Origin of the sequence: Paraburkholderia dipogonis, from assembly GCF_046027395.1 — a bacterium.
In the GTDB taxonomy this organism is placed as follows: Bacteria; Pseudomonadota; Gammaproteobacteria; order Burkholderiales; family Burkholderiaceae; genus Paraburkholderia; species Paraburkholderia dipogonis_A.
Genome location: NZ_JAQQEG010000015.1, coordinates 13,714 through 27,483, shown reverse-complemented (window position 1 = coordinate 27,483; position 13,770 = coordinate 13,714). Strand labels below are relative to the sequence as shown.

Below are 13,770 nucleotides of genomic sequence, written 5' to 3'. Positions count from 1 at the left end.
CCCTCTCCTCAAACCCGTTGCGCGTTCATACTTCGAAACGCCGTGCCGGATCGAACATCTGGTCCGGCAGCACGATGCCGAAGCCCGCCAGCCGCTCGCAGAACTTCGGGCGCACGCCGCTCGCGCAGAAATAGCCTTTGATCATGCCGTTTTCGTCGACGCCGGTGCGCTTGAACGTGAAGATCTCCTGCATGTTGATGATGTCGCCCTCCATGCCGGTGATTTCCTGAATGCTCATCAGCTTGCGGCGCCCGTCGGTCAGACGCGACGCCTGCACCACCACCGAGATCGCCGAAGCGATCTGCTGACGGATCGCCTTGATCGGCATCGTCAAACCCGCCATGCCGACCATGTTCTCGAGACGCGTGAGCGCGTCGCGCGGCGTGTTCGCGTGCAGCGTCGCCATCGAGCCTTCGTGGCCCGTGTTCATGGCGTGCAGCATGTCGAGCGCTTCGGCGCCGCGCACTTCGCCGAGCACGATGCGGTCGGGGCGCATCCGCAGCGCGTTGCGCACCAGCGAGCGCTGTGAGATTTCGCCCTTGCCTTCGATGTTCGGCGGCCGTGTTTCGAGCCGCAGCACGTGCTGCTGGCGCATCTGCAATTCGGCCGCGTCTTCGATCGTCACAACCCGCTCGTCTTCCGGAATGAAGCCGGAGAGCAGATTGAGCAGCGTGGTCTTGCCGCTGCCCGTGCCGCCCGAAATCAGCACGTTCAGCTTCGACTTGATCAGCGCTTCGAGCAGTTGCGCCATCGCGGGCGTGAAGCTCTGGTTGTTCACCATGTCGGTGACGGTGAGCGGATTCACCGAGAAGCGGCGAATCGACACCAGCGGTCCGTCGATCGCCGACGGCGGAATGATCGCGTTGACACGCGAGCCGTCGGGCAGACGCGCATCGACCATCGGCGTGGATTCGTCGATCCGGCGGCCCACGCGCGAGACGATGCGCTCGATGATCTTCATCAGATGCGCGTCGTCGTAGAAGGTCACGTCGGTGTGTTCGAGGCGCCCGCGGCGTTCCACATACACATGCTGCGACGTGTTCACCAGAATGTCGGAGATGGTCGGGTCGTTGAGCAGCGGCTCGAGCGGACCGAGGCCGACCATTTCGTCGTGCACGTCCTGGGCAAGACGGCGGCGCTCGAGCTCGTTCATCGGGATCTTGTCTTCGTCGACGATGCGCTCCACCAGTTGCGCCAGTTCGCGCTTGATCTGCTCGGGCGACAATCGTTGCAGCTTGTCGAGCTCCACCCGCTCGATGATCGCCTGATGAATGTTCATCTTGAGCTGCTGATACGCGCGCCGCGCCGCGAGGCTCTCGGCGGCTGCGCCAGCTGCGGCCGCCGCAGGACCGGCGCTGTCGAACGGTAAGGTGCCGCTTTGGATCATCAACTGTTCGCGCAATGACATGGTGCTCTCCGCATTCTTTTCGATGGCAGCCCAGCCTGAACGGATTCAGGCGGCGTGTCCAAACTTCAGTGTCCGGGCTTCAGTTGCGGCGGCGCATTCGGCCGACCGGGGAACAGACGGCCGAGCACGCTCTTGCGCTCCGCAAGCGGCAACGGCCACAGCAACGCGGCCAGTTGCGAAATGCCTTGGGCGAGCGCACCGCCCTTCGCGCCGGTGACGAGCGGCACGCCGTGATTCAACGCATCGGTGGCCTGCTTCTCGTCGCGCGGCAGGTGATGCGCGACCTTCGCGCCGAACGTTGCTTCGAGCGTCGCCAGATTGATGCGCGCGCTCTTGTCGTACTGGTTGACGATCACCTTCAGCTTGCTCGACGGATAGCCGAGTTCCTTGAAGATGTCGAGCATGCGGCGGCCCGCATGCAGGTAGAGAATGTTCTGCCGCACCACCATGCAGATCGAGTCGCTGTGATCGAGCGCGTGGATGGCGAGCGGATTGATGTTCTGGCCGACGTCGATCAGCACCGCGTCGTATTGCTCGCGCACCAGCGTGAGAATCCGTTCGAGATGCGCGGCGCGCAATTCGCCCGATTTGACCGGATCGCCCGCGCCGGCCAGCACGTCGAGATTCGCGTGCACATGCATCACGCAAGATTCAAAGAAAGCGGCGTCGAGCCGGTCGATCTGCGAGCACAGGTCCGCGAGCGTGGCGGGCGGCGCTTTGTCGGCGACCAGCAGGCTCGCGTCGGCGAATTGCTGGTTGAGGTCGATCAGCAACACGCGCTTGTCGCGCAAGGCGGCCAGCGCGTAAGCGAGATTCACGGCGATCAGGGTGGTGCCGCTGCCGCCCTTGCAGGAAGTGAACGACACCACGCGGCCGTCGCGGCGCACGCCGGCGTGTTTCTTCGCCGAGACGTGGGCAAGCGCATCGGCGATCTCGCGGTCGTCGAGCGGCCAGGACAGCACGTGCCGCACGCCGACGCGCATCGCCGCCATCAGCAGCGTGGTCGACGGCGCCGGCGTGACCAGCATGCAATGCAGATTCGGCAGGTGCGACAGCACCTCTTCGACGCCGCTCAGATCGCGCGGCGTCAGGTCGGCGTCGTCGACGATCAGCAGATCGACGCTCTTGATCGCCGCGGCGTGCACGCGTAACTGCTTCGCGGTACCGTGCAGCGTACGCAGACGAAACGCGATGCCGCTTGCTTCGAGACGCGCCGCGATCTGCGACGCGCGCTCGGCGCTGGACGAAATCAGAAGGGTGTCGATCATGGTAAGTCTCCGCTGGCGCTACATCGAGCCGCCTGGTTGTGCCGCTTCAATACCCGCTCGATGAACCCACGCCGATCGTGAAGGCATTGGTCGGCGGGGGCGGCGCCGTGAACGATTTGGCGTAGCTCTTCTGCGCCGCGGCGGCCGCCGTGCCGTCGATACCCGCGACCGGATCGGTATTGGCCGAGGCGTTCGGGTTGAGCGTCTGCATTTCCTTGATCTGGTTGACCGAGTCGCCGAAAGTCGCGTCCCAGTGCGGCGTCGAGCTCAGGCAGCCGGCGAGTGCGGCGCTCAAGCCGGCGCACAGCGCCGCGCGGATCAGTGTCTTGGTGCTTGTCATGTCGATCTCCGGTAGGCCGCGCATTACTGCGAGGCGTGTGAGTCGCTGGTTTCCGGCGCGGCCGGGATCACAGCCACGGACGCAGCCGCGCTCGGAGCGGGTGCGGGTGCGGGAACCGGCGCAGGTGCGGGTGCCGCGGCGGGTGCAGAAGCCCCCGCAACCGGCGCGGCGCGCTTCTCGCCTTCCATGTGGCCGGTCAGGTACACGTTCGCTTCGCTGGCGTCGCCGAAGTGGTCGGTCGGCAGCGGATAGTGCTGCGGCAGCGGCTTGGCGAGACGCGGCGTCACGACGAACACCAGTTCGGTCTTGTCCTGCTCGTAGCTGGTGCTGCGGAACAGCGCGCCGAGCACCGGCAATTCCGCGGCGCCGGGCAAGCCCTTGATCGAGCCGGTCACGTTGCTCTTCAGCAGCCCGCCGATCGCGAAGCTCTGGCCGTCAAACACCTGCAGCGTCGTGGAGGCACGCCGCGTCGTGATCAGCGGCAGGATCGAGGTGGTGTTCGAGTTGCCGGCGCTGACCACCACGCCGGTGGACGACAGTTCGGACACTTCCGGCGCCACCTTCAGGTTGATGCGGCCGCCTTCGAGCACGGTCGGCGTGAAGGTGAGGCCGACACCGTACTGCTCTTCCTGCAGCACGATGGTCGTGCCGCCCGCGCCGTTGCTTTGCGGCACCGGAATATAGACCTTGCCGCCCGCGAGGAAACTCGCTTCCTGACCACTGATCGCCATCAGATTCGGCTCGGCGAGGATCTTCACGAGCTGATCGGTTTTCTGTGCATCGACGGCCATCTTGAGCGGCGAATTATTTGCTTTCGATGCCGTCAACGCGCTGAGTCCGCCCGACAGATAATCGGCCAGCAAGCCGAAGCTCCAGCTGCCGATGCCGCCGTTGATGTTGGCCGCCACACCGAGCTGGTCGATCAGCGTCTTCGACACTTCGGCAACCTTCACTTCGAGCATGACCTGCTGCGGCGCGGCCACATGCATCATATTGATGATGCGTTCGCCGCCCGCGCTGCCGAGCGACGGCGCCGGCATGCCCATCGCGCGCGGCGCGCCGCCGACCGGCAAGGGGCCGCTGCCCATCGGCGCGGCGCCTTGCAAGGCGGTGGTCGGACGGGCCACGAAGGCGCGTGCCAGTTCGAGCACGCGTTCGGCCTTGACCGCGTCAGAGACCGTGCCGGTCAGCACCAGCGTATCGGCGGCGGCCTTCACCTGAATGCCGGTTTCCTCGGGCATCAGCGCGGCGAGGGTTTGTTGCAGCCCGCCCGGATCCGCGCCGACGCTCACGTCGATGATCGTGCAGGAGCCGCTGCGGCCTTGCACGATCATGTTGGTGGTGCCGACGTCGGAGCCGAGCAGATAAAGTGTTTGCGGCGACACGAGCATGGCCTGCACGATCGACGGATTGCCGACCGTGCGGCTCTTCACCGGTTCGCGCACATCGACCATCGCGGACTTGCCGACCGGGATCGTCACCGAGCTGTGTTCGGCGACCGGGCCGCTGCAATTCGGTCCGCGGGCAGCTTGCTGCGCGCCGCCGGACGACGCGCCCGTGCCCATGCCGCTGGCCGCGATGGTCAGACGCACCGAACCATTCGACGCCACCGTGAGCGGCACGTCCGGCACACTCCCTGCGACATTCTGGCCGGCCGCTTGCGCCACCGGGAGCATCGTCAGATACATGCCCAGCAGCACACAGGTGCAGGCTTCGGCGATCCGGGTGCGGCCGCGCGGCGGGCGCGGATTCACTTCGCACGGGCCGAGCGGGTGCTGCGGCGCGCTAGCGCGCTGAGTGGTTCTGGCGTTCATGTCCTACCCCCGTTATGTGCCGCTTTTTTACGTGCTGGTCTGAATGTCAGTCACGCAACGGTCGCGGCCTGCAGGCTCGAGCCTGTCAAAAGCATTCTTGTCTTGCGTCAGCGCCGTCGAGTACTCGCACACAGTTGGCCGGCGCGTGCGCCGCCACCTTGCGCACGATGCGCACCGGCTTCGGTTCGGGTGCGGGCACCACGGCGACCGGCGTTTGCAGCAGGCTGGCCTTGGTGGCGCCGGCGGTGTCGATCGCTTTCGGATCGATCTGGTTGCGCAACACCAGCGACAGCGTGCCGATGCTGCGTGCGAGGTCGATCTTCTCGGCCTGTTCCGGCGACACTTCGAGCGTCACCGCGTCGACCACCTTCGGCTTCGTCTCATCGCGGCCCACTTCCTGCGCAATGGCCAGCACGAGAATCTTTTCGAGCACGATCTTCGAGATGTTCTGATCGCGCTGGGTGCCCGGATCGCGAGCATCGTTTTGCGTGTTGACGATGATGTCGACGTAATTGCCCGGCAGCGCGAAGCCCGCCACGCCGATCACGTCGTTCACGCGGACGGTGATGGCGCGCTTGCCCTCGCCGATCACCGCCGAGAGGCCGCCGAGCGTGCCGACCGGCGTGAGTTTCGCCTCGAGAATCGGCTCGCCGTGCAGCAGGCTTTCCTTCAGCACGCGGCCGTCGAGTTTCTGAATGTCGGTGAATGAACCGGGCGGCACGCTATTGGACGGCCAGTCAGTGAGCTTGAGGAAATCCGGGCCGATCCGCTGACCGAGATTGATATCGGATGCCGCCACCACGACCTTGGTCGTGGCATTCGACGACTGCGAGACCATCCAGCGCGAGGCGAACACCACCGCGGTGAGGCCTGCCAGCGTCGCGATCAGCAGCATCGTTACAGCGCGCGCGTTTTTCATTTTCAACCCCCGATTTTTGTCCTGCCCCGGCACGCGTCAAACGCTGGCGAACAACACGCATGCGCTGCCTATTGCTATCGCGACACCGTAAGGCATGGTCCCCGTCGCACTACCTTCGGCCACACTGCCCGACCTGCGCAACGCGCCGTTTCCCGGCATCGCGCAGCTGATCACCAATGCCGCCACCCCGGTCAGTCCGGCGCGCATCTGGCGGCGCCGCAGCCATATTGCGAGCGACCCGATGCCACCGATCACACAGGTCGCCAAACCAATTTCGAGTGCGCCGTAAGCGCCGCAGAAAGCGCCGATCGCCGCCATCAGCTTCACGTCGCCCGCGCCCAGCAGCCGCATCGCGTAGCCCGGCAGGAAAATCACGCCGCCGGCCAGCAAGCCGCCCAACCACATCGTCATTCCGTCGACAACACCGTGTGTGAACCACTGCACCGGTATCGCCACGATCAATCCTGCCGCCACCAACCAGTTAGGAATCCGGCGCGTTTGCATGTCCCACAGTGCTGCGACGAGCACCAGCGTCATCACGCACGGTCCAACCGGAAAAGGAACCCCGTTCATTGCCTGCTCCGTTGCGAGGATCGAATTGCCCTTCTTTACTGGAGTCATTTCTTTTAAGCGCTGGGCCGTCGCTACCCTGTCTCGAAGGACCGTCGAGGCAGGGCGGGCGATCGGCTTTTGCACCTGATGCTGCGCGGTGCGTCAGGCCGCGGCAGCGGTGGCCAACTTGGTCGAAATGGCGTTGAACACAGCTTTCAGGTTCGTGCCCATCGTCGTCACCGTCGCAATGATCGCCACTGCGATCAGGCCGGCCAGCAGGCCGTATTCGATCGCTGCCACACCGTCTTCTTCGCGCAGAAATTGTTGGATCGTGTTCTTCATGCTAACCCCCGTAGAGTGAAAGTTGACTTCGGTTTTGTGCCGTTTTCAGCCGCCTGAAAAACAGGTGCGCCGAAGCGGTGTTCAAGCCCGTCACGAGGACGGAAAAAAGGGGCGAGGCCAACGCTTTGCTTCGTCACGATCACAAGTGGCCGATACCCCGTATCGATCACCGTGTCGTTGTTTATTGACATCCGTTTTCGTTGACCCCGCCGCACCCCGTAAAACGCGTGGACTTCCCCGAACGCGGTTCACGAAGACTGTTGTTGCTGCCGGAAACTTTTTTGCTGCTTCCCGGCTGCAACGTGTTTTTTCGTTTTGTGACTCTCTATTTGCAACGGGTATGCCAGCAGGCCTCAAAGCCTTGCTGGGCAAGGATTGACGATTCGGCGGGGACCGCTGGAGCGAGTTCGCAACACGCGATGACTCGGATTTGAGACACCGGAAAGGGCTGGGGCCGAGCCCGCCTGCCATGCTTCGAGCATTGTTTCCGGAGTATGGAAAACCCGTAGGATCATTGGCTGGCAATGGTTCGACAAATGCTTCGGTCAAATATGCTGCCATTGAGCGGACAAAAGTACGTTTTACTGGGCGCGTCCGGAATGTTGCAAGCGTGAGACGGACGGCCTGAGAGCGGCGCGTTGGCACGGCAGCGAAAAGCGGTGTCCGCACACTTCGCTATGTGGGGTAACGCGCATTGCGCGATTGACGGCCGATCGCCCCATTGTTCTCGCGTGCGATGAAACCTCCGGGATCGATACCGCGGCGAAAATTTTTGGGTTGCGGCGAGGAAAGCATCAGTTGCCCTCGGACGATGCGCCGCGCCTTGCTGGTGGCGCTTATCAGAGCGATTTGGGGGGCCCATCCGGCAGCGCGGTTTCGCAAGCGCAACGATAAAACCATCGCTCATCGCGGGCGCCTTTGGGACCTGGACTGCGAGGAAAGGCCGACGCGTCCGGTTTCGTTCAGCCCTGCGAGCGGGCCCAATAAATGGGTGCGCCCACAACGGTCATCGAGCACATCGGCTATGAACTGTGAGCGCCTCGATGCGCCACATGTAACGGAGCGTAAAAGACACTGCCGGCGCCCCCCGACTAATGCGACGATGTCGCCGCTCCGCCTGCCCCCCACCAAGGCCGCGTTCGTCGTGAAGCTCGATCGGGACGACGGAAACGGCATGCTCGTCTCAACACCTCGTTACAAATCGACACTGAAAGCGCCCAATTGGCGGTCAACACTGAGTGACGCGTTGGGAATGCGCGCGCAACCCGGCCAGCGCGGACACGTTCGCGGTCGAAACCGTATGGGCTTCGCGCAGCAACTCCTCAGAAGTCTTTCGTCGTTTCACGTCAACCTCATTGCGGTGAAAACATGCAGCAGACTTTCATACCCGTGCGACGCTTCAAAAAGAACACGGCCGGTCGCGATTTCGTCGTAGGCGATCTGCATGGCTGTTTTAGCCGGCTTCGAACCGAGTTGGAACTGCGCCGGTACGACCCGTCTCGCGACAGGCTGTTCGCCGTCGGCGACCTGGTGGATCGGGGCATCGAATCGCCGGCCGTGCTCGAGTTCGTGGATCGATATCGGATTCAGTCGGTGCGCGGCAATCATGAGGACACGATCGTGCGGTGGCATCGGCACGGCGGCAGGAACGCGTCGATTCGATGCAACGGCGGAGAGTGGCTGTTCGATATGGCCTACGACAAAGCGGCGCTGGACGACATCGTGACGTATATGGCGGCCCTTCCCTACGCGATCGAAATCGAAACGGACGATGGCCTGGTCGGAATCGTGCACGCCAACGTGCCCATGCAATCGTGGCCGAAGATGGTTCAGGCGCTCGAACAGGAAGGCCGCAACGGGCCGGTGCGCCGAAAGGCGATCTGGGATCGCTCGCGCTGGATCCCGGGCAAGGCGGCAGGGTTTGTTTCGATGCGGCGGGCCTTCGCGCAACTGTGTCAACGGTTTGCTTCAGGATGGGGTGATCCGGGCGGCCGCATCGACGGCGTGGCCGCGGTTATCGTCGGCCACACGCCGGTGCGGGAGCCGAGGGTACGTGGCAACGTCATCAATGTCGATACGGGACTTGTGTATGGCGGAGCGCTGACGCTGCTGCGTCTGGACGAGATACCCATGCTGCTCAATCGCACCGCTCGCGAACAACCGGCGGCGTTCGGCCGGTCGAAAGGATATCCGGCAGGTTCGGGCGTGTGATGCGGCGGGCGAATGCGCGCTCGCCGTCCGCAATTCCGTCCACCTACGCCAACCGTATCGCCGGCGTCACAACCTGTACACCCGCTCCGCGTTGTCATGAAACAGCGCAGCCCGCTCATCCGCTGAAAACTGCCGGGTAATCTCCTTGAACGCGTTGAACACGTCGTCGTAACTGCTGAACAGCTTGTCGACCGGAAAGTTGCTCGCGAACATGCAGCGCTTCACGCCGAATGCTTCGATCGCGTGCAGGACGAACGGACGGATGCTGTCCACGGTCCACTTCCAGTCGCCCATGCCCAGACCGGAGATCTTGCAGAAAACGTTGTCCGCTGAAGCGAGTAAGGTCATGCTCTTTTTCCACGCTTCGATCTCTTCGGGCTCGCGGTCGACCGGCATGCCGGTGTGGTTGAGCACCATCGGCGTATCGGGGAAGTCGCGCGCTAGTGCGAGCGCCGCTTCCATCTGCGTGTAATAGAGCTGCAGATCGAACGACAAGCCGTGCTGCTTAAGCAATGCATAACCGCGCCGCCATTGCGGATCGCTCATCAGATGCGGGCTGTCGATAAATGTCTTCACCGGATCGCGGTGGAAATTCAGGCATTGGCGAATGCCTCGCACGTTCCTGTACTGACAGTGCTCTTCGATCACAGCCTGTGCGTCCGGCGAGGACAGGTCGGCAAAACCGACGATCCCATGCGGATAGCCGTGCTTGTCCGCGACACTCTGAAGCCATCGCGTTTCGGCCACCGGATCGTTGTGATCGTATTCGACCTGAAGGTGAACCGTCTTGACCACATTCTGATTCTTGATGTCGGCAAGAAAATCGTCGATCAGATAGTCCTTGCGAATGGCCGAATAGTCACCGAACACGCGCTCGAGCATCGGCCCCTGCAACCACGGATAGTTGCCGGTCTTCAGATCGTACAGATGATGATGCGGGTCGATGATAGGCAGATTGTCCACAGTGCCTCCTTATAGGGTTATACGATGCGCGGCTCGGCTCGCGACAAAACGCGACGCAACCAGGCGAGCGGCCGCGCAATCAGCTCAACACCAGTTCCTCAGTACTTGCCCGCGGAAGGCGGATAGACACGCTTGACGGTGGCCTGCGCGTCCGGCTGATCGATCGTCTCCCTGGTTACGAGCGGCTCTTTGAGCGCCAGTTCCTGCGTGGTCGGCTTATGGTTCAGCGCATTGAACACCTGCGTGGTCGCGTCGATACCTTGCCCCACCGCCTCTTGCAGGAAGATGCCCTGGATCGCGCCGTCGCGCAGCAGCTTGATCGTCGTCGGGCTGCCATCGGCCGTGACAACGGCCACCTTGCCGACGGCACCACGCGTCTGCAGCGCCTTGGCGGCGCCCGTCGCGGCTTCGTCGTACATGCCGTAGATCGCCTTGACGTCAGGATGAGCGGTCAGCACGTCGTTGGCCTGCTGGACCGCTTCATTGACCGTGAGTCCGTGCGTCTCGAGCACCTGCACGAGATCGCAGCCATCGGCCTTGAACGACTCCTGCGCGCCCTTCATATACTTCTGCGCATTCTCGCGATCCTGCGGCAGCGACAGCATCGCTACCTTGTTGCTGCCGCGTTCTTTTGCGAGCTTGCAGACGTACGCACCCTGAGCCTTGCCCGTATCGTAGTTATTCGCCGTCACGGCCGACGTATAGTCCGTCTGCCCCGCTTGCGGCCCGATACCCGTAAAGGCGACCGGCACGGACTTCGACTTCAGAAGACGCAACACGGGCGGCGTGCTGGTCGAACTGACCGGCCCGATGACGATCGCGTTGACGCCGCGCGTCATGGCCGTGCGCACGTTGTCCATCTGCTTGGCCGGCGAGTTCTCCGAGGTGAACTCGACATAGTCCATGCCGAGTTCCTGCGCCCGTTGCTTGACGCCATACGCGACCCACTGCCAGTACGAAATATCCAGCGACGGTGCGATATACGCGACCGTCTGCTTGTCCGCCGCCATGGCCATCTGCGAGGCGAACGCCGTTGCCAACGCCAGGATCGACGCCACTGCGACCTGTGCGACCGGCCGGCTGGGGAATGGGTTTCCTGCTTTCAACGTGCGCCTGTTCATGATGTGTCTCCTTCCTGATAGTTTTAGCGAACCCGTGCTCAACGCCGGGCTTTGGTAACGCGGTCCACGAGAACCGCGATGAGAATGACGACACCGGTCACGGTGCCTTGCCAGAAACTGTTCACGCCGATCAGATTCGCGCCGTTCTGAATGAACGTGATCATCAGCGCTCCGAGCAGCGCGCCGATCGCCGAGCCGGTCCCGCCGAACAGGCTCGCGCCGCCGATCACCACGGCCGCGATGGCCTGGAGCATCAGGCTCGATCCCGCGGTGGCTTCCGCATTGCTGATATACGAGACGCTGACGATGCTCGCGAACGAAGCCAGCAAGCCCGAGAGCAGATACGCGCCGAGCCGCACGCGATTGACAGGAATCCCGATCACACGCGCCGATGAACTGCTGCTGCCGATCGCATACAGCCAGCGGCCCGCCACCACCTTGCGCAAACAGAATTCGATTGCGACGAGCAGCAGCACGCACCACAGCGCGTAGTTCGGCAGGCCGGGAATCAGCGTCCCCGAATCGAGCAGCCAGTAGTCCGGGTTCGAGATCGGCAGCGAATGGCCGTCGGTGACGATGAACGAGAGGCTGCCCGCAATCGCATACGTGCTTAGCGTCACGACGAACGGCGCGAGTCCGACGAACGTCACGAGTGCGCCGTTGAGCGCGCCGATCACGACTCCGACCGAGAGTCCCGCGACACTGCTCGCGACCGCGCCGTAGCCGTGCGCCATGGCAAGCCCGGTGACCATGCCGGTCAGCGAGAACACCGAACCGACCGACAGATCGATGCCGCCGGTGATGATCACGAGCAACACGCCGAACGCCATGATGACGAGCGGCGCGGCCGCCTGCGTCACGTTGGAAATATTGCCGCCTGACAGCGCGGCCGGCACGATCATGCCGACCGCGAGTTCGATCACGATGATCGCAATGGCAATCGCAATTTCGGTGCGGTAGGCGGATAGCAGGCGGCGTCCCGCGCCGCTGCGTTTCGGCTGCCCCTCCGCGATCGGATGAGTGGCTGTTTTCATGACTGTCTCCAGATTGATGATGTTCTTGCGCGAGGCGGCTTTAGATGCCGTTAGGCGGCCATGCCCGTTGCGGCGGCGAGTTGTGTTTCGTTGACGTCGGCGTGGCGCAAGACTTCGGTCGGCTTGCCGTCCAGATCGAACGCGAGCACGGTGTCGCACAACTCGACCAGCTCGATGTATTCGGTCGACCACCAGACGATCGTCGTGCCCTGCTGCGCCATCTTGCGAATCAGTGCGTAGATTTCGCGCTTCGTGCGAATGTCCACGCCGCGGGTCGGCTCCTCGAGCACCAGCAGCCTCGGCCGCAGCAACAGCCAGCGGGCGATCAGCAGTTTTTGCTGCGTGCCGCCGCTCAGTGTGGCCGGCAAATCCCACAGCGAGCCCGCGCGAATCTTCAGGGCCTCGAGCAGTTGCGTGCTTTGCTCGATCTCCTCGCGTCGCACGACACTGCGCCGGTTGACAACACGCGCCGCCGCGACGAGGTTGTCGACGATCGGCAGCGTGGCGAGCACGCCCTTGTTCGAGCGGTCGCCCGAAACGAAGCCGACGCCATCGCGCGCGCCGGCCGAAGGATGCCCATAGGTGACGCGAGCGCCGTCGCGTGTAATGGCCCACGAACCGGCGGGCGCGATACCGGTCAGCGCATCGATCAGCGAAGACGGGCCGACCGGCGCACCCGCCAGACCGATGATCGCGCCAGCCGGCACCTCGATCGCCACGCCATCGCGTTCGATCCGCAGCGCACCTGCGTGGATGCGTCCGCCGCCGTCGCCGGTGTCCTGTTCCCCTGCCGGGTTCGCCTGCCCCAACTCCGCCGACTCCGCGACGCTTGCCGCCGCCTCGTCGACGACAATGCTCTGCCCCATGCATTCGATGATCTCGCGGTCCGTGATCGCGTCGAGCGCGACGCGGTCGACGGCCGTCTTGCCGTCGCGAATGATCGTGCACACATCGGCGATCTGGCGAATCTCGCGCATGCGGTGCGAGACGAACAGCACCGCGAGTCCCGTATCGGCGATCAGTCGCCGTAACACAGCGAAGAGTCGAATCGTTTCCGCAGCGGTCAGATTGGCGGTCGGTTCGTCGAGCAACAACAGCTTGGCGCCCGAGCCGAGCGCGCGGGCGATCTCCACCAGTTGACGCTCGTGCAAGGTCAAATCGCCGACCAGCCGTCCCGACGATTCACGCGCGAAGTGCGGATCGATCAGCGACAGCGCTTCGACGGCGATCTCCATCGACGCGCGTTCGCTATATTTCGCCGTACCGCGCCGCAGCCGCGGCATCGCGATGTTCTCGGCCACGGACAGATGCGGCAGCAGCGCGAGCTCCTGATTGACGACCGCGATGGTGCCGGCGGCGACATGCCCGCCTACCGATGCGCCGATCGCCTGTCCGTCGAATTCGAGCGTGCCGCCGTCACGTTCGAACTGACCGGAGATGATCTTGATCAGCGTCGATTTGCCCGCGCCGTTGCCACCCAGAAAAGCGTGCACTTCGCCGGGCGCGATCGACAGATCGAATCCCTTCAGCACGCTCGTCGGTCCAAAGCTCTTGACGATCGCACGCGCAGTCAGCAAGAAGCGTTGTTCAGCCATGTTCTGTCTCCTTCCGCGTTTTTTCGCGCACCGCGTATGTTTTGCGAGTGCGTAGTACGACGCTCACCAGTACGCCGCATAGGCGTAAACCAGTGAATGCCTTTACCCGATACGGGAGCGAACAGGACGAGAGCGCTGTGTGTGAGCGTCGGCTGATCGCGCGCTCACCGGGAAAGTCGGATAATCCATTACTGTCTCCTGCA

At 63.4% G+C, this 13,770-nt stretch carries 12 protein-coding genes; 1 reads left to right on the top strand and 11 read right to left on the bottom strand.

What is annotated here, in order from left to right; all coding sequences use genetic code 11:
* Positions 1-25 precede the first annotated feature (25 nt).
* From PQR32_RS16750 to PQR32_RS16720, 7 genes are all read right to left on the bottom strand, one after another.
* The gene (locus PQR32_RS16750) at positions 26-1,408 is read right to left on the bottom strand and encodes a TadA family conjugal transfer-associated ATPase (RefSeq protein ID WP_408228772.1); all 1,383 of its coding nucleotides are present in this window, start codon (positions 1,406-1,408) and stop codon (positions 26-28) included.
* A gap of 65 nt (positions 1,409-1,473) precedes the next feature.
* Entirely contained in the window at positions 1,474-2,676 is a 1,203-nt protein-coding gene (locus PQR32_RS16745; protein WP_408228769.1) for a CpaE/TadZ family protein, read from the bottom strand.
* A gap of 46 nt (positions 2,677-2,722) precedes the next feature.
* The gene (locus PQR32_RS16740) at positions 2,723-3,016 is read right to left on the bottom strand and encodes a hypothetical protein (protein WP_408228766.1); all 294 of its coding nucleotides are present in this window, start codon (positions 3,014-3,016) and stop codon (positions 2,723-2,725) included.
* A gap of 23 nt (positions 3,017-3,039) precedes the next feature.
* Positions 3,040-4,830 (bottom strand): type II and III secretion system protein family protein, encoded by a 1,791-nt coding sequence (locus PQR32_RS16735; RefSeq protein WP_408228763.1) that lies wholly within the window; start codon positions 4,828-4,830, stop codon positions 3,040-3,042.
* An 85-nt stretch (positions 4,831-4,915) separates the two neighbouring features.
* Positions 4,916-5,749: a Flp pilus assembly protein CpaB gene (gene cpaB, locus PQR32_RS16730; protein WP_408228760.1), complete on the bottom strand. Its 834-nt coding sequence runs from the start codon at positions 5,747-5,749 to the stop codon at positions 4,916-4,918.
* Positions 5,750-5,785: 36 nt separating this feature from the next.
* Positions 5,786-6,445 carry an A24 family peptidase gene (locus PQR32_RS16725; RefSeq protein ID WP_408228757.1) on the bottom strand — a complete coding sequence of 220 codons (660 nt, stop codon included), beginning with the start codon at positions 6,443-6,445 and terminating at the stop codon, positions 5,786-5,788.
* Between the two features lie 18 nt (positions 6,446-6,463).
* Positions 6,464-6,643, bottom strand: a complete 180-nt coding sequence (locus PQR32_RS16720; RefSeq protein ID WP_408228754.1) for a Flp family type IVb pilin — start codon at positions 6,641-6,643, stop codon at positions 6,464-6,466.
* 1,368 nt (positions 6,644-8,011) lie between these two features.
* Between PQR32_RS16720 and PQR32_RS16715 the strand changes: the two genes are divergently transcribed.
* Positions 8,012-8,854, top strand: a complete 843-nt coding sequence (locus PQR32_RS16715) for a metallophosphoesterase (protein WP_408228751.1) — start codon at positions 8,012-8,014, stop codon at positions 8,852-8,854.
* A 66-nt stretch (positions 8,855-8,920) separates the two neighbouring features.
* Here PQR32_RS16715 and PQR32_RS16710 read toward each other — a convergent pair whose 3' ends face one another.
* From PQR32_RS16710 to PQR32_RS16695, 4 genes are all read right to left on the bottom strand, one after another.
* On the bottom strand, positions 8,921-9,808 hold the full coding sequence (locus PQR32_RS16710; protein ID WP_408229156.1) for an amidohydrolase family protein: 888 nt from the start codon (positions 9,806-9,808) through the stop codon (positions 8,921-8,923).
* Between the two features lie 107 nt (positions 9,809-9,915).
* The gene (locus tag PQR32_RS16705; protein ID WP_408228748.1) at positions 9,916-10,938 is read right to left on the bottom strand and encodes a substrate-binding domain-containing protein; all 1,023 of its coding nucleotides are present in this window, start codon (positions 10,936-10,938) and stop codon (positions 9,916-9,918) included.
* A gap of 38 nt (positions 10,939-10,976) precedes the next feature.
* Entirely contained in the window at positions 10,977-11,972 is a 996-nt protein-coding gene (locus PQR32_RS16700; protein WP_408228745.1) for an ABC transporter permease, read from the bottom strand.
* 50 nt (positions 11,973-12,022) lie between these two features.
* Complete coding sequence (locus PQR32_RS16695; RefSeq protein WP_408228742.1) at positions 12,023-13,567, bottom strand: ATP-binding cassette domain-containing protein; 1,545 nt, start codon at positions 13,565-13,567, stop codon at positions 12,023-12,025.
* Positions 13,568-13,770: the final 203 nt, after the last annotated feature.

Coding starts and splice junctions, on each gene's coding strand:
- PQR32_RS16695 (WP_408228742.1), bottom strand. CDS start 13,567: ATGGCTGAACAACGCTTCTTGCTGACTGCGCGTGCGATCGTCAAGAGC.
- cpaB (WP_408228760.1), bottom strand. CDS start 5,749: ATGAAAAACGCGCGCGCTGTAACGATGCTGCTGATCGCGACGCTGGCA.
- PQR32_RS16740 (WP_408228766.1), bottom strand. CDS start 3,016: ATGACAAGCACCAAGACACTGATCCGCGCGGCGCTGTGCGCCGGCTTG.
- PQR32_RS16750 (WP_408228772.1), bottom strand. CDS start 1,408: ATGTCATTGCGCGAACAGTTGATGATCCAAAGCGGCACCTTACCGTTC.
- PQR32_RS16715 (WP_408228751.1), top strand. CDS start 8,012: ATGCAGCAGACTTTCATACCCGTGCGACGCTTCAAAAAGAACACGGCC.
- PQR32_RS16735 (WP_408228763.1), bottom strand. CDS start 4,830: ATGAACGCCAGAACCACTCAGCGCGCTAGCGCGCCGCAGCACCCGCTC.
- PQR32_RS16700 (WP_408228745.1), bottom strand. CDS start 11,972: ATGAAAACAGCCACTCATCCGATCGCGGAGGGGCAGCCGAAACGCAGC.
- PQR32_RS16745 (WP_408228769.1), bottom strand. CDS start 2,676: ATGATCGACACCCTTCTGATTTCGTCCAGCGCCGAGCGCGCGTCGCAG.
- PQR32_RS16720 (WP_408228754.1), bottom strand. CDS start 6,643: ATGAAGAACACGATCCAACAATTTCTGCGCGAAGAAGACGGTGTGGCA.
- PQR32_RS16705 (WP_408228748.1), bottom strand. CDS start 10,938: ATGAACAGGCGCACGTTGAAAGCAGGAAACCCATTCCCCAGCCGGCCG.